11 protein-coding genes are annotated in these 16,301 nt (G+C 49.3%); 5 read left to right on the forward strand and 6 right to left on the reverse strand.

Annotation, left to right across the window (positions count from 1 at the left end):
- Positions 1-99: 99 nt before the first annotated feature.
- The 5 genes from F0316_RS04810 to F0316_RS04830 form a co-directional block, all read right to left on the reverse strand.
- Positions 100-636 (reverse strand): GNAT family N-acetyltransferase, encoded by a 537-nt coding sequence (locus F0316_RS04810; RefSeq protein ID WP_000186701.1) that lies wholly within the window; start codon positions 634-636, stop codon positions 100-102.
- A 284-nt stretch (positions 637-920) separates the two neighbouring features.
- Complete coding sequence (locus F0316_RS04815; RefSeq protein ID WP_001905430.1) at positions 921-2,996, reverse strand: beta-prism lectin domain-containing protein; 2,076 nt, start codon at positions 2,994-2,996, stop codon at positions 921-923.
- Positions 2,997-3,330: 334 nt separating this feature from the next.
- Positions 3,331-4,095, reverse strand: coding sequence for a peptidoglycan binding protein CsiV (locus F0316_RS04820; protein ID WP_000825630.1), 765 nt, complete (start codon positions 4,093-4,095; stop codon positions 3,331-3,333).
- Positions 4,096-4,270: 175 nt separating this feature from the next.
- Entirely contained in the window at positions 4,271-7,738 is a 3,468-nt protein-coding gene (mfd, locus tag F0316_RS04825; protein WP_000207266.1) for a transcription-repair coupling factor, read from the reverse strand.
- A gap of 2 nt (positions 7,739-7,740) precedes the next feature.
- Positions 7,741-8,316 (reverse strand): PilZ domain-containing protein, encoded by a 576-nt coding sequence (locus F0316_RS04830; protein ID WP_000999601.1) that lies wholly within the window; start codon positions 8,314-8,316, stop codon positions 7,741-7,743.
- A 175-nt stretch (positions 8,317-8,491) separates the two neighbouring features.
- Between F0316_RS04830 and lolC the strand changes: the two genes are divergently transcribed.
- Genes lolC through lolE form a run of 3 tightly spaced genes read left to right on the forward strand, consistent with a single transcriptional unit; the run spans position 8,492 to position 11,624 of the window.
- Complete coding sequence (lolC, locus tag F0316_RS04835) at positions 8,492-9,700, forward strand: lipoprotein-releasing ABC transporter permease subunit LolC (protein ID WP_000468890.1); 1,209 nt, start codon at positions 8,492-8,494, stop codon at positions 9,698-9,700.
- Positions 9,693-10,379 carry a lipoprotein-releasing ABC transporter ATP-binding protein LolD gene (lolD, locus tag F0316_RS04840; protein ID WP_001061290.1) on the forward strand — a complete coding sequence of 229 codons (687 nt, stop codon included), beginning with the start codon at positions 9,693-9,695 and terminating at the stop codon, positions 10,377-10,379. The genes lolC and lolD overlap by 8 nt, the downstream gene beginning before the upstream one ends.
- Positions 10,380-11,624, forward strand: a complete 1,245-nt coding sequence (gene lolE / locus F0316_RS04845) for a lipoprotein-releasing ABC transporter permease subunit LolE (protein ID WP_000493013.1) — start codon at positions 10,380-10,382, stop codon at positions 11,622-11,624.
- 114 nt (positions 11,625-11,738) lie between these two features.
- Here the strand turns inward: lolE and F0316_RS04850 are convergent, their stop codons facing one another.
- Complete coding sequence (locus F0316_RS04850; RefSeq protein WP_001881633.1) at positions 11,739-12,269, reverse strand: DUF2062 domain-containing protein; 531 nt, start codon at positions 12,267-12,269, stop codon at positions 11,739-11,741.
- 8 nt (positions 12,270-12,277) lie between these two features.
- Between F0316_RS04850 and F0316_RS04855 the strand changes: the two genes are divergently transcribed.
- On the forward strand, positions 12,278-14,521 hold the full coding sequence (locus F0316_RS04855) for a DNA internalization-related competence protein ComEC/Rec2 (RefSeq protein ID WP_000173782.1): 2,244 nt from the start codon (positions 12,278-12,280) through the stop codon (positions 14,519-14,521).
- Between the two features lie 30 nt (positions 14,522-14,551).
- Entirely contained in the window at positions 14,552-16,300 is a 1,749-nt protein-coding gene (gene msbA, locus F0316_RS04860; RefSeq protein ID WP_000052155.1) for a lipid A ABC transporter ATP-binding protein/permease MsbA, read from the forward strand.
- The last annotated feature ends 1 nt before the right edge of the window (position 16,301 follow it).

Genomic DNA, 16,301 nt, shown 5'->3' on the forward strand with positions numbered 1-16,301 from the left:
GAATCAAGCGGCACTCGTAGCCGCTTGATTTTTATCTATCCCCAAACGAAGGGGGGCCGTTAGGCGGCCAGTCAGTGTATGTCTATCAACATAGACAGGCTATGGAATTAAAGAGAACACAATGCCGGCTTTCGGCTCGCCAGCATACAAAAAGCGGTTGGGTGCTAACTGCTCTCGATTGGCGCCACAGCGCAGCGCTAATGCCTGACTGGGTACATTTTCCGGGTCACAAACGATCTCCAAACGTGTTAATTCCAAACGTTCAAAACAGAACAAAATCAGCGCAGTGAGCGCTTCCTTACCATAGCCTTGTCTTTGATAACGATCCCCAATCCAATACCCCAGACTGGCCATATTGAAAGTATGGTAAAACTCATTAATCGCCACCATCCCGACTAAGGTTTGCGTTTGTCGTTCAAATACGCCAAATCCATAAGCTTCGGCTTTAACCCAATTAAGTCGTGTGGCTTGAATAAACTGCTCTGCTTCTTGCTGGCTAAACAACGCATGGCACCAATCCACCCATTGATGAAGCGTTTGTGACTGACGAATACACTGTACCAACTCTTCGGTTTCATCAGCAGTGATGAGGCGAAGCTGCAAGCGCTGAGTGACGATTTGAAAATCCGGAGTCATGGTTTATCCCTTTATCTTTTTATGTATACCCAAACGACTTGGAGTTAGGAGGCAAGTGGGAGCATCCCCATGAACATAGAAAGTTCTATTATTGGGGAAATGAACCTAGCCAATACCACAGCGCTTCAAGTAGGAAAGGTATCATCCGATGCACTCGTCTCTTGATTATAAGCAACGAAGTAAGATTTGTGGAAAATCAGTGGCTTTGTGGCGTAAGAGTGGAAGAAGATGTGAGCATAGCGATAAAAAAGCCGCTCCGGATGGAGCGGCTGGCAGAAGTATCTTTACTTCAGCGGAACGCGAATGGTCGCTGAACGGAAGCTGTTGTGGGTTAACCAGCTTGGTTGTGCATCCGTTGGGATAGTACCGTTGGCGTTAATATCTGAGAAATTAAACGCGTACTGGTTCCAGATACGAGTCGCATTTCGCCAAGGCTTGCTTGGATTGGCGGACTCATACACAAACACACCGTGGTTGACTTGGCTTTCGCGATCGTAGTCATTGGCAACCATGATCAGTGAAGCGTTATTGTTGCCTTCTAAGTCTGCCACGACTGGGTATTCCCACAAGGTGCCAGAAGAGTTCGCAATAATGCCCATCACACGGCCCGTTTTGCCATCGAGAATACGCATTCTCAAACGATCTTGAACCAACACTTCATCAATACCATCACCGGTAAAGTCGTAAGCGGAGACACCAATTTTGCCGCTGTTCAGGTCATCGTTAGCCACAGACCACACTTTGTTGCCTTGCGCATCGTACATGTCAACCGCGTAGTAACCCGCGTACACAATGCCCATGTGTGATTGGTCAGCAGTCACTTTACCAACTAGGAACTGCACCGCATTGACTTGCTGTTTGTGTTTAAAGAGGTGTTTCTCTTTACTCCATACATTCATACCCAAGAGCTGTGAGCCTTGTGGAATGTCATAGCGTACTGTGGTCGATTTCGACAGTGTCACAGGAACGGCATAAGGGATGGTTTTCTCTTTCCATACTGGCGCTAAATAAGCCACTTGTTTAGTATGCCAGCCAAAGAACCAGTAAGAGACGGTTTTGGTACGCCACTCAACACCTAGATAAGGAACCGTTTTAGTTTTCCACTCTAATCCTAGATAAGTAAACGCAGAATCTTTTGATCCCACAGTGACTTTTGCGCCGTTATCGAGAGTAAAACTCATCTCGAGGACACCATACTTCCAGGTGTATTTGTTTTTACCGTAAGTCACATCAATGGCACGGACTTTACTGGTATCAATTGTGCTCAGTGAGCCACCGCTGCCGCCGATCATGTTTTGGCTATTAGCACCAATTGCATCGACTACAGCACCAGAACGAATCGCTAACTGATGATTTTCTGCGAGAACACGTTGTTGATGTGCCCAGTCGGTGTAGCCATAAACGGCAGACTGAGCATCAACAGTGGTTGCACTGGAGCTTGGTTTACCCAGAAAACTGGAGACGGCTTGTACGCTACCACCTGGGTTAGAGAGGTTGTTGACTCGCCATTTCACTGAGCCATCATGCTCAAGCACAGCGATTTCACTGTTCTCGGGTGTGCTCAAAGACGCTGGAACCGACACGACCAGTTCAGGCTTATCATCGCCATCAAGGTTTGCAACGGAAGAGAACCAAACGGTGTCATTGGCTTGGTATTGCCATAGGTAAGCGCCGTTGTTTTGATAGAGTGTACCGTTGGCAAAGACTTCACGTTGGCCATCGCCATTGCTATCAAACGCAATCGAACTTGGTGCCCAATCATGACTAAAGAGCAAGCCTGATTCGTAACTATAAACACCATCGGCAGCCAGAATTTCAATGTTGCCATCGCCATTAATGTCTGCCAGTGCAATATCACCTACAGAACGCCAGCCTGAAGCAGATTTCAGCAGTTGCTTTTTGATGTTGCCTTGGTGGTCTAGAATATTGATATAAGGTGTCAACGCGCTGGTGGAGACGATTTCAATCAGTCCGTCACCATCGAGATCCGCGGCTGCTGGTGCATAGCGAGCATCGGCAATCACGCCTCCATTGCTATAACTCCACAATTCAGAGCCATCCACACCGCTCAGGGCGCGGATATAACCACCATTCGCGTACTTATTACCTTCAAAGGTGACCACAATAATGTCAGCCACATCTTTCTCATCAATTTTGCCATCGCCATTATCGTCGTTGAGTTGTACGACAATTGGCGCGGCCATCACCTGATTGGACTCAGGATGAAAAACGCTGGTAGACCAAGACCATTTCAATTTGGTCTGTATATCACTGCTGCTTGACGCGAATGCGGTGCTTTGAGTCATTAAATGGCTCAACGCGAGAACGCTTATCGCGGTCAACGTTTTTGTCTGTTTCATGGCTTGACCTTCATCTCTCTTGACAGTTCGAGTGGGTTGTATAATGAGTTTCCTTACTCTCTCGTTAGATTGATGCGCAAATACGTGGAAGAGATGGTGGCATCAATAACGATATGCTGAGAGCGATAAGATTATCAGTGGCAAATACTAGAGGGTTCAACCCACTCAAAGGCTTATAAAGGCGAGTTCTTGTTTGATAGACAAATCCACTCATTAAATGTGAGAGAGTGGATCATTTTTGAAACAGACGGGAGGTGGCACTAACAACTCTGCTCTCTAGAAGGGGGTGAGTTTGAATCCGCTTAAAGCGCGTATTCAAACTCACGATCGAGTCTTACTCAGCAACGCGGCGGACTTGAATGATCACGCCCATGAGAGGGTGATCCAGATAGTGGGTTTCACCACTGCGCATACGGCGTTTCTGATCGAGACGATAGCTTTTCAGGAAGGTTTCTTCCTGAACTTTAGGTGAGACCGATTCAAGCATGCCGGCTTGTACCGTTGCGCCTTGTTCTTCATTAGTGCCCAATTCTAAAGGCGAGTCTTGCAATACGACTTCGCGTACCGAGGGCTTTTTCAAATCCAGCACGGCTTCAGCAAACAAAAAGTGCTGAACGTAAATTTGTAAAGTGCCATCAAGTTCATACAGCGGGTTGGCGATGCTCATTTCACTGACACCATCTACGGGGGCGGTGACTGTGCTGCCAACTGGGCTTCCATTGGCTTGAAACTGCCCAGAAAAATCTCGACCTGCTTGAATATGGAATACAGGAGCGGATTGGCGACCCTGATCATTTTGACGCCAAGCGGTATGCAGTAACACATTGAAGCCTGCGTGGTTGCGTAATTTCTGCGCTTCACTATTGAGTTGATAAGCGGAGCTTGGCAATAGTGTTACGCCTTTACTTTGGCGAAAGCTAACATCGGCAAAACTGCCTGCGCGATCAACATTGATGGCAGGTAAGCTGTTAGGCCAAGACTCACTCACTTTTTCCGCATCTACTGCTCGTTTAAAAATGATCACTTCAATATCAAACTGCCGAGCCGCCATGCTGGGCATTGCAATCAGCAACAGCAGCAGTGGGATCAATCTTTTCATTGTCACTCCATCGTTCAGTGTTTCACACTGGGTCATTACTGGTGATTTGTGCTATATCCCTTGCGAATGAATCCCGCGAAGGGATTGGCTTAGTTCATTCGCCCTAATCTTAGTGTTATCTCGCGATTAGAGGCGTAATGATTTGCCGCTTACCTGTCCTATCAATTTGAGAATCTTACCGAGCAGGTAGTACATTTTGCTGGAAATTCTTCAACATGTCAGCGACAAATTGAATGCGCGCACTGCGTTCAACCAAAGGCAAGGTAAATTTCAATTTGGTTGGTCCATCCATCGCCAATAATTTTGGTTGCGATTGCAGCAGTTTAACCAAAAACACCGGGTTAATGTCAGCATTGGGATAGAATTCTACGTATCCGCCACGTTCATGCGCCTCAATTTTACGCACTTTTAGTCGCATAGCATTGAGTTTCAGTTCAGCAATGGCGAGTAAGTTTAACGCGGCGTCCGGTAATTTACCAAAGCGATCAATCAATTCGACTTTGAGTTCAGCCAATTCGTCTTCACTCGCTACGCTGGCGATCTGTTTGTACATGGATAACCGCGTATTGATATCGGGGATGTACTCTTCCGGCAGCAAGGCTGGTAGGCGCATTTCGACTTCGGTCTGCTCACGCAGTAAATCATCCAGCGCAGGTTCTTTGCCTGATTTTAGGGCTTCGACCGCTTGTTCGAGCATTTCCATATACAGAGTAAAACCGACCGACTGAATCTGGCCACTTTGCTCTTCGCCTAACAATTCACCAGCCCCGCGAATTTCCAAGTCGTGCGTGGCGAGAGTAAAGCCGGCCCCCAAATCTTCTAAAGAGGCAATTGCCTCTAGGCGTTTGACCGCATCTTTGGTAATCGCTTTAGGCGGTGGCGTTAACAGGTAAGCATAGGCTTGGTGATGCGAACGACCGACGCGGCCACGTAACTGGTGCAATTGGGCTAAACCTAAGCTGTCTGCGCGATCCATGATGATGGTATTCGCGGTCGGAACGTCGATACCGGTTTCGATGATCGTGGTACACACCAGCAAATTGAAACGCTGGTGGTAGAAATCGTTCATCACTTTTTCCAGCTCACGTTCACGCATCTGCCCGTGAGCGACGGTAATCCGCGCTTCAGGCACCAGTTTTTCTAAATCTGCGGCCACTTTATCGATGGTTTCAACCTGATTATGCAGAAAGTACACCTGACCACCGCGCATAATTTCACGCAGTACCGCTTCACGGATCACACTATCTTCACTTTGACGAACAAAGGTTTTGATGGCTAAACGGCGCGCTGGAGGGGTGGCAATAATCGACAGGTCACGCATACCACTCATGGCCATGTTGAGTGTACGTGGGATTGGCGTGGCAGTGAGAGTCAGAATATCCACATCGGCACGCATCGCTTTGACTTTTTCTTTTTGGCGCACCCCGAAACGGTGTTCTTCGTCAACAATCAGCAAGCCAAGATCCGCAAAACGAATTTCGCTAGAGAGCAACTTATGGGTACCGACCAGAATGTCGACTTTGCCGTCCGCTACGTCTTGTAGGATTTGTTTTTGCTCTTTGGCTGATTTAAAGCGGGAGAGCACTTCGACGCGGATCGGCAAGTTAGCAAAGCGGTCGCGGAAATTTTCAAAATGCTGCTGCGCCAGTAGAGTTGTAGGGACTAACACGGCGACTTGCTTGCCATTATCGGTCGCGACAAACGCGGCGCGCATTGCTACTTCGGTTTTACCAAAGCCTACGTCACCACACACCAAACGATCCATGGCTTTGGCTTGACACATGTCGGATAGCACGGCGTTGATCGCCATCGCTTGGTCATCGGTTTCTTCAAACGGGAAGGTGGCTTTGAAGGTCGCGTATTGTTCACGGTCGAGATGGAATTTAAAGCCCGGTTTGATTTCACGCTTGGCATACACATCCAAAAGTTCTGCCGCGACATCGCGCACTTTTTCCGCCGCTTTGCGGCGCGCTTTGACCCACGCTTCACCCCCTAATTTATGCAATTGGGCGGCTTCTTCTGCGCCACCGGAGTAGCGGCTGATCAGGTTCAGTGACGAAACCGGTACATACAGCTTGGCTTCGTTTTGGTACTCCAGCATCACGTATTCGCTGACCATGCCACCCGCTTCAAGAGTTTGTAAGCCTAAGTAGCGGCCGATACCATGATCAATATGGACAACGGGTTGCCCCGGTTTGAGTTCGGCAAGGTTGCGGATCACCGCATCACTGTTGGTAACGTTTTTGCGATCTTTTTTGCGGCGACGTTGAATCACCCGATCGCCCAGTAAATCGCTCTCACAAATCAAGGCAACTTGGTTATCACCATAGATAAATCCGCGCTCTGCTGAGCCGAGCACCAGTGAGTATTTTTCCGTTTGTTGGCACGCAAGGCTGAAATCATTTTGGCTTTGCGGGCGCAGCTTGATGCGCTGTAACAACTCCAGTAGCGCTTCACGGCGACCTTCCGACTCGACTGAGAAAATGATTTTGCCGGTAAATTGTTCGCTAAATTGGCGCAGTGCCGCCAAAGGCTCTTTGTTTTGATGTTCAACGGCTAATACGGGTAGTGGTTGAACTTGCGCATTCATTCGACCGGCACGCAGCTCGATAGGTGAGCTTGTCAGTTGGACTTGCGGCAGAGTTTTAAAGTGGGCAAATAGCTCATCTTTACGCAGCCACAACTCATTGGGCGGCAGCAGTGGGCGCAGTGGGTCGATATTGCGTTGGTCGTAGCGATAATCGACATCGGTCAAGAACTGGTCGATGGCTTTTTCCAGCTCGCCAACCACCAAAAGCTGGCTGTTGGCGGGCAGGTAATCAAACAGGGTCTCGCTGTGCTCAAAAAAGAGTGGCTGCCAATACTCAATCCCTGCGGGCCAAGTGCCTTTAGAGACTTGGCTGTAAACCGATTCCGGCTCGCGGCGCGCTTCAAAACGCTGTCGCCAGCGGTTACGAAACTCTTCGATCGCCGCGGCCGTCGTCGGAAACTCATGGGCGGGCAGCAGGCGAATTTCATCCATTTCAGCGATTGAACGCTGATTGTCTGGATCAAAGGTGCGAATGGTGTCGATTTCATCATCAAAGAAATCGATCCGGAATGGGTCGCTACTGCCCATCGGGAAGAGATCAAGAATCGAACCGCGACTGGCGTATTCACCGGGGCCAAAGACCTGATCGACATGGCGATAGCCGCTGTTTTCTAACTGCAAGCGCAGTTTATCCAGTGAAAAGTGATCGCCACGTTTAACGATTAAGGTGTGCTGCAACAAAAAGTCACGTGGTGACTGGCGCTGAAGCAAGGTACTGACCGGGACAATCGTGATACCGCGCGTTAAGCTTGGGAGCTGATACAAACGCGAAATACGATCAGAAATGATGTCCTGATGGGGTGAAAAATTATCGTAGGGAAGCGTTTCCCAATCGGGGAAGAGCGCCACTTCGCTGTGGCTAAACTGTTCCACTTCGTGTAGCAATTTGAGCGCGGTTTGTGGATCGGGCACGGCGAGCAACGTATGGCTCGTATGAGCATTGGCGAGTTCCGCAATGGCCAGCGCTAAACTTGCGCCGTGTAAATTACCGATGGCTTTTTTGTCTCCGGCACCTTGCGCCGAAAACAGAGAGAGTAAAGAGTGTGTAGTCATAGTCACGCTTGAGGTTTTTCTCGGTCTAGTGAGCGTTGACGCAGCAGGCGCTGCTGTTGGTAGAGAGCGGCTTTGATCAGCAAATCCTGATCCACATCGCGCAGCAGGTCATACTTGAGAGTCACTAAGGTGTGCTCAGGCTCTTGCTGGCATTGCATCACACTGGCGTAGCAATAAATCGCGGCGGCGGGGTATTCCAAAAACAGTTTTACCCGCACTTTTTGTCCAATCTGCAGTGGTGATTTGGCCAAATAGGTCAGTTGACTGGCACCAAAACGAGTGGTCGCACTGCGTGATTGAGGATCATCTTGTTGTGACAGCATAAAAGTCAGCAGTAGATTCAGTTTGGCATTTTGCGCTTCAAGCAGTTGCAATACGCTTTTAAAGTCGCTGTTTTTCAGCTCCATGCGTGCGCTATCACTGAGTTGTTCCAACTGGCTAAATTCGCTGGCGACCACAAATGGCGCGGGGATCTCCGCTTCAAAAATCTCATGAGAAGGTAGGGTGAAATGCTCCGCCAGCGGCTCCACATTGATGGTTAGCGCGTGGTGAACAGTAAAGAATTCTTGGTCATTCATAGAGGGTTCCTTCTCACATCTGTGTTGATTATCGTCATAAGCAGTAACTAATCAAGGTATGTCCTTGTTATCGGTGTGAAATAAACGTTCTCTTACACAGATTTGATAAAGAAAAACTACAACCGCGCAGGGATTCTCGCTACATTAACGCCATTCTCTTCCTATGGTTGGATTTATGTTTCATCCGATTTCGGCTTTTATTGGTTTGCGCTATTTGCGCGGCCGCTCAGGGGATCGTTTTAGCCGCTTTGTCTCTTATATGTCGACGGCGGGGATCACGATCGGTGTGATGTCGCTGGTTACTGTTTTATCGGTGATGAACGGTTTTGAGGCGCAGCTTAAGTCACGCATTCTTGGGGTGTTACCTCAAGCGGTCGTTAGTGAAGCTGCAGGCAAAACCACCCTCAGTGCAACGCCCCCAGATTTTGTCTCGGCATTATCGACTCAGCGCCCACCAGAGCCTTTAGTGCGCAGTGAAGCGGTGGTGCAAAGTGCCTCGCAACTGGCTGCGGGTTTGTTGATTGGTATCGAGCCACAACAAAATGATCCGATTGAGCAACACCTGATTGCAGGACGGTTAACGGCTTTGCAAGCGGGCGAGTATCAACTCTTTCTTGGGCATCTTCTTGCGCGCAGTTTGAATGTCACCGTGGGTGATAAAGTGCGTTTGATGGTCACAGAAGCGAGCCAATTTACGCCTTTGGGCCGTTTGCCCAGTCAGCGAAACTTTACGGTAGCGGGAATTTTTAATACCGGTTCGGATGTGGATGGGCAACTCATGGTGACTCATCTGCGCGATGCGGCCAAGCTATTGCGCTATGATGCACAGACCATTTCAGGTTGGCGGCTATTTTTTGATGACCCGTTTGTGGTCAGTCAGCTTGCCGAACAGCCATTGCCGCAAGATTGGCAATGGAGCGACTGGCGTGAGCAGCGCGGTGAACTGTTTCAAGCGGTACGTATGGAAAAGAACATGATGGGGCTGATGCTCGGACTTATCGTTGGGGTGGCTGCGTTTAATATTATTTCTGCGCTGATCATGGTGGTGATGGAGAAGCAGGCTGAGGTGGCGATTTTAAAAACCCAAGGCATGCAGTCACAACATGTGCTGGCGATTTTCATGGTACAAGGCGCCAGCAGCGGTGTGATTGGTGCGCTGGTTGGTGGTTTACTTGGCGTGCTGTTGGCGGCCAATTTAAATAGCCTGATGGAAGCCTTAGGTGTTGCCCTTTTTTCGGTGGGTGGCAGTTTGCCAGTGGCGATTGATCCGCTGCAGATTGTCCTCGTTATTGTTCTTGCGATTGTATTAAGTCTGTTGGCAACGCTGTTTCCAGCCTATCGCGCATCTTCTGTTCAACCCGCTGAGGCGTTACGTTATGAATAACCTTTTACGTTGTCATCAGGTTTGCAAAACCTATCAAGAAGGGGAGTTGCAAACTCAGGTTCTTAAAGGGGTGAGTTTTGAGCTAAAACGCGGTGAGTTGGTCTCAATCATCGGCTCTTCTGGCTCAGGCAAAAGTACCTTGCTGCATATTTTGGGTGCACTGGATGATGCCAGTGAAGGGCAAGTGGAGTTTCTTGGCCAGTCTTTGCATCAGTTAAGTTCGAATAAGCAAGCGAAGATCCGCAATCAGCACTTGGGATTTGTTTATCAGTTTCACCATTTGCTGGCGGATTTTTCTGCTTTAGAAAATGTGGCGATGCCGCTCTTGATTGGTGGCATGAATGTGGCGAAAGCCAAAGCGAAGGCGCAGAGCCTGCTTGAGCGCGTGGGCTTAGGCCATCGCGTGGCGCATCGTCCATCGGAATTATCTGGTGGCGAAAGACAACGCGTCGCGATTGCTCGCGCGTTAGTCAATAAGCCGGATTTAGTGCTGGCCGATGAACCGACGGGCAATCTGGACCATAAAACGGCGCTGTCTATTTACGATTTGATGCGTGAGTTGAACCGCGAATCCGGTACCGCCTTTTTGGTGGTCACTCACGATGGCGAGTTGGCGGCGAAAATGGATCGTCACATGCACATGAAAGATGGGCTGCTAACCGATATCACGGGGGCTTAAGTGTTTTCCTCTCTCGCTCTGTTTATTGGCGGACGCTTTAGTCGCGCTAAACAACGCAACAAAATGGTGTCGTTTATTTCGTTGTCGTCCACGATTGGGATTGCGGTTGGGGTGGCGGTGATCATCATCGGCCTTTCGGCGATGAATGGTTTTGAGCGTGAATTGCAAACCCGTGTTCTATCCGTTATCCCACATGGGGAATTTGAGGGCGTGCGCGGACCTGTCGAACGCTGGCCTGATTTAATGGCGCAAGCCGCGCGTCACCCACAAATTGTTGCGGCAGCGCCGTATGTGAAGATCACAGCACTTGCCGAAAGTGGCACTCAGCTTAAAGCGATTGAAGTGCGTGGTGTGGATCCGCAGCGTGAACAAGCCGTATCTCGCTTGTCGCAGTTTATTACTGCACAGGCGTGGCAAGAGTTTCGCCCCGGCCAGCAGCAGGTGATTTTAGGCCAAGGCGTTGCGGAGAAATTAGGCGTGCAGGTTGGTGATTTCATTACCTTGATGATCCCAAGTGCCACCAGTGGTGACAAGGTGCAAGCACCGAAGCGGGTCCGTGTGAAAGTCAGCGGCTTATTGGCACTGAACGGGCAGATTGATCACAGCTTAGCGCTACTGCCGCTAGAAGATGCCCAAGCTTACGCTCACTTAGGCAGTGGTGTTACCGGTATCTCTGTTAAGGTGGCTGATGTGCTGCAAGCCACGCAGATCGTACGTGATGTGGGCAATCAACTGAGCGAATACGTCTATCTGCACAGTTGGCAGCAAAAGTACGGTTTTTTGTATCGCGATATTCAGTTGGTGCGCACCATTATGTATTTAGTAATGGTTCTGGTGATTGGGGTCGCGAGCTTTAACATCGTCTCGACTCTGATGATGGCGGTAAAAGATCGCGCAGGCGAAATCGCTATATTGCGCACTATGGGCGCGACCGATGGCTTGATCAAACGTATTTTCGTCTGGCAAGGCGTGTTTTCTGGGGTTCTGGGTAGTGTGGTCGGCAGTGTATTGGGTGTGGTTGTCGCCTTTAATTTAACGCCTTTGATCAAAGGGTTAGAGCATCTGATCGGACATCAGTTTTTATCCGGTGATATCTATTTCGTTGATTTTCTTCCTTCACAGGTGGAGTGGGCAGATGTAGTGCTGGTTTCAGGGACGGCGATTGTGCTCAGTTTGCTGGCGACTTGGTACCCCGCGCGGCGCGCAAGCCGACTCAATCCTGCGCAAGTGTTGAGTAGTAAATAACACCAAACAAAAAAGGACCTTCGGGTCCTTTTGTCATTCTGAGTAAACAGAGTTTGCATTGTTTAAGCTGCGCTTGTTCGCAACTCTCTTGCAATCGTGAGTGCACAAGATGCGTTAAGGCAGATTCTCCGGCATTTTACTGGTGCGACGTTTTTGCCAACTGCGCACAACGGAGTAACGCCACAAACCGCGAATCCCAAAGTAACCAATTAACGATGCCAACACCGCGCAAACTGCGCAGCCGAGTAAGAACGGTGGTCCAATGGTGCTCATTTGATTGAGTAAAAATTCCCAAGTCAGCTCAAAATGGAAGGATTGAGCGGGAGTTCCCATCAACCATGCGCCGAGCTTGTATGTGAAATAGAAGATGACAGGCATAGTGATCGGGTTGGTGATCCACACTAAGGCGATGGAGAGTGGCAGATTGACCCCCAGTACGATGGCGAGACCGGCAGCCATGATCATTTGGCTGGGCAGTGGTACAAAGGCCATAAACAGCCCTACCGCAAACGCGCCAGCGGCAGAGCGGCGGTTTAAGCACCATAGGTTTGGGTTATACAGCACATTACCAAACACGCGCAGCGCTTTTTGGCGTTTGATCACATCGTGGTCAGGCATAAACCGTTTAATGAATTTTCTTGGCATACGGGATTATGACTCTCTTGTCGAATTACTGGTCTCTCATTTCTTTTTCGATCACCGTGCTGTCTGCCCCTTATTGGCCTTGGATGCCGAGTTGGGGTTGGGCTTGGTTATGCCTTATTGTTATGGTTTTACTCGGTTATCACCGAGTTGGCCGTCAATTCCTTGGCTTCGTGGCTGCCATACTAACCATTGTGCTACAGGGCAACCTTATACGAGATCAATCCAATGTGCTCTATCAAGCAGGGCCGGATATTATCATAAAAGGCCGTGTTGACAGCTTTTTTACGCAAACTCGTTACGCTTATGAGGGTTTTGTCCTCATTCATGAAGTGAATGGACAAACCTTAAACAAAATGACTCGCCCTCGCATACGTTTAAGTGCCCCTTTACTGTTACAACCCAATGACCGCGTTGAATTTTCGGTAACTCTCAAGCCGATAGTGGGTCGACTCAACCAAACCGGCTTTGATTTAGAAGCGCATTACATGGCGCAATCTGTCGTCGCACGGGCGGTCGTAAAACCTGACACCGCTTATCAAATTGTGCAAGAGAGTGGCATAAGGTCAAGTTTGTTTTTTGAGCTGGAACAATTAACGCATACCAGCCCATACCAAGGATTGATCTTAGCCCTGACGTTTGGCGAGCGAAAAGGTATTGATGAGCAAGAGTGGCAAGCCTTACGCAATAGTGGCTTAATTCATTTAGTGGCGATTTCGGGGCTGCACATTGGTATCGCTTTTAGCGTGGGTTATTTTCTCGGGCTCGGCATGATGCGTCTTCATGCTCAGTTATTGTGGTCCCCTTTTGTTTGTGGGGCTTTACTGGCGGTGCTCTACGCTTGGCTGGCCGGATTTACGTTGCCTACTCAGCGTGCATTGATTATGTGCTTACTCAATGTGGCGTTGATCATGTTGGCTTTTCCTCTTTCCGCGCTCAAGCGGATTCTACTCACCTTAGTCGCGGTCTTGCTTTGGTCGCCATTCGCCTCACTTTCAAACAGTTTCTGGATGTCGTTTTTGGCGGTCGCGATTGTTCTCTACCAATTAGCCAGTCAAAGCCAGCGTCAGGTGTGGTGGAAAGCTCTTCTTTGGGCGCAGGTGTTCCTCGTCTGTTTAATGGCACCGGTCACGGCCTATTTTTTCGGTGGCTTAAGCGTAACGGCAGTTCTGTACAATTTGGTGTTTATTCCTTGGTTTTCGTTGGTGATTGTCCCAGCTTTGTTTTTGGGTCTATTACTCATGGTGGTATGGCCTAGTGTGGCCGCCGCTTACTGGCCTTGGGTGGATTGGACGTTTTTACCGCTCGATTGGGCTTTGCAGTTTGCCGATGTAGGCTGGTGGGTGGTCCCCAGCAAAGTACAAGGTGTGGTCGCAGCGAGTGTGGCCATCCTCTTGCTTTATCGATTTATGAGCCTAAAAGCCTGCAGCTTATTATTGGGTATGATTGGCTTATGGTGGTGGTTTCCCTCTCTCACTCCACTTTGGCGAATGGATGTGCTGGATGTTGGACATGGCTTGGCGATTGTGATTGAGCAAGATGAGCGAGCAATTGTCTACGATACAGGCAGCAGTTGGCCGGGAGGCAGCTATGTGCAAAGCGTGATTGAGCCTATGCTCCAACAGCGGGGGCTACGCCAAGTGGATGGAGTGATTTTAAGTCATCTTGATAATGATCATGCGGGTGATTGGCAAGGTTTAGCTGAGCGCTGGCAACCCAATTGGATTCGTGCCAGCCAACTCGGGACAGAGTTTATGCCTTGTATCCGTGGTGAAAGCTGGCAGTGGCAATCTCTCCATTTTACGGTGTTATGGCCACCACAAGCGGTTAGCCGAGCGTACAACCAGCATTCGTGTGTGATTCGTATGACCGATACTCAGTCTAACCATTCTGTACTGCTCTCCGGGGATGTCACAGCCATGGGGGAGTGGCTGCTTGCTCGCGACGGAGCGCAACTGCAAAGTGAGGTGATGATCGTGCCGCACCACGGCAGTAAAACATCGTCCACCGCAGAGTTTATTGCCCAAGTGAATCCCAAACTTGCGATTGCTTCTGTGGCGAAAGATAACCGCTGGAATTTGCCTAATCCGCAAGTCGTGGCACGTTATCAAGCTCAGCAAGTTGAGTGGCTAGATACTGGACAAGCTGGGCAAATTAGCCTCTTTTTCTATCCAGATCAGCTGGATTGGTTTACCCAGCGTAGCCTTGGCTGGCAGCCTTGGTATAGGCAGATGCTGCGTAAAGGAGTAGAATGAGCGCAATTTTATAATCAGAAAAGCTTCTTTATGTCATTGCACTCTGACGAATCTAACTGGCAGACCTTTAAGCGTCTGTGGACTTATATCCGCTTATACAAAGCGGGCTTGGTGGTTTCAACTATAGCCTTAGTTATTAATGCCGCTGCTGATACTTATATGATTTCTTTACTAAAACCTTTATTGGATGAAGGTTTTGGTAATGCGGAATCCAACTTTCTGCGTATTCTGCCGTTTATGATTTTAGGGCTTATGTTTGTGCGTGGTTTAAGTGGATTTGCCTCTTCTTACTGTTTGAGCTGGGTGTCCGGCAATGTGGTGATGCAGATGCGTCGCCGTCTGTTTAACCATTTTATGCACATGCCAGTTCGTTTTTTCGACCAAGAGTCAACGGGCGGCTTATTATCGCGCATCACATACGACTCAGAACAAGTGGCTGGCGCAACCAGCCGCGCGTTAGTCAGTATTGTGCGTGAAGGGGCGAGCATTATTGGCTTGCTCACCTTGATGTTTTGGAATAGCTGGCAACTCTCTTTGGTACTGATTGTCGTCGCACCAGTGGTGGCCTTTGCGATTAGCTTTGTTTCTAAGCGTTTTCGTAAGATTTCGCGCAACATGCAGACGGCTATGGGGCATGTGACTTCATCGGCAGAGCAGATGCTCAAGGGCCATAAAGTGGTACTGAGCTACGGCGGTCAAGAGGTCGAACGCAAACGCTTTGACAAAGTCAGTAACAGCATGCGCCAGCAAACCATGAAGCTGGTATCGGCACAGTCGATTGCAGACCCAGTGATTCAAATGATTGCCTCACTTGCCCTGTTCGCGGTGCTCTTTTTAGCCAGTGTAGATTCGATTCGTGCTGAGTTGACTCCAGGTACATTTACTGTGGTGTTCTCAGCCATGTTTGGCCTAATGCGCCCACTTAAAGCCTTGACCAGTGTAACGTCGGAGTTTCAGCGTGGTATGGCCGCTTGCCAGACCTTGTTTGGTTTGATGGATCTCGAAACCGAGCGCGATAATGGCAAATATGAGGCAGAGCGTGTCAACGGTGAAGTGGAAGTGAAAGACGTAACTTTCACCTACCAAGGCAAAGAAAAACCAGCGTTATCCCATGTTTCGTTCTCGATTCCGCAAGGGAAAACGGTCGCTCTGGTTGGTCGTTCTGGCTCAGGTAAATCGACCATCGCTAATCTGTTTACTCGTTTCTATGATGTCGACAGTGGGTCGATCTGTCTTGATGGGCACGATGTGCGTGATTACAAGCTGACCAATCTGCGTCGTCACTTTGCCTTGGTTTCGCAAAACGTACATCTGTTTAACGACACCATCGCCAATAACATCGCTTACGCTGCCGAAGGTGAATACACCCGCGAGCAGATTGAGCAAGCCGCACGTCAAGCCCATGCGATGGAGTTTATTGAAAACATGCCGCAAGGTTTGGATACCGTGATCGGTGAGAATGGCACCAGTTTATCTGGCGGTCAGCGTCAGCGAGTGGCGATTGCTCGCGCATTGCTGCGTGATGCGCCTGTGCTGATCCTTGATGAAGCGACGTCGGCACTGGATACTGAATCGGAGCGTGCCATTCAAGCGGCGTTAGATGAGCTGCAGAAAAACAAAACCGTGCTGGTGATTGCGCACCGTTTATCTACTATCGAACAAGCAGATGAAATTCTTGTGGTTGATGAAGGTGAAATCATTGAACGTGGTCGCCATGCTGATCTGTTGGCGCAAGATGGCGCATACGCTCAGCTGCATCGCATCCAGTTTGGTGAATAGT

It is taken from the genome of Vibrio cholerae, from assembly GCF_008369605.1.
GTDB classification, from domain to species: Bacteria; Pseudomonadota; Gammaproteobacteria; order Enterobacterales; family Vibrionaceae; genus Vibrio; species Vibrio cholerae.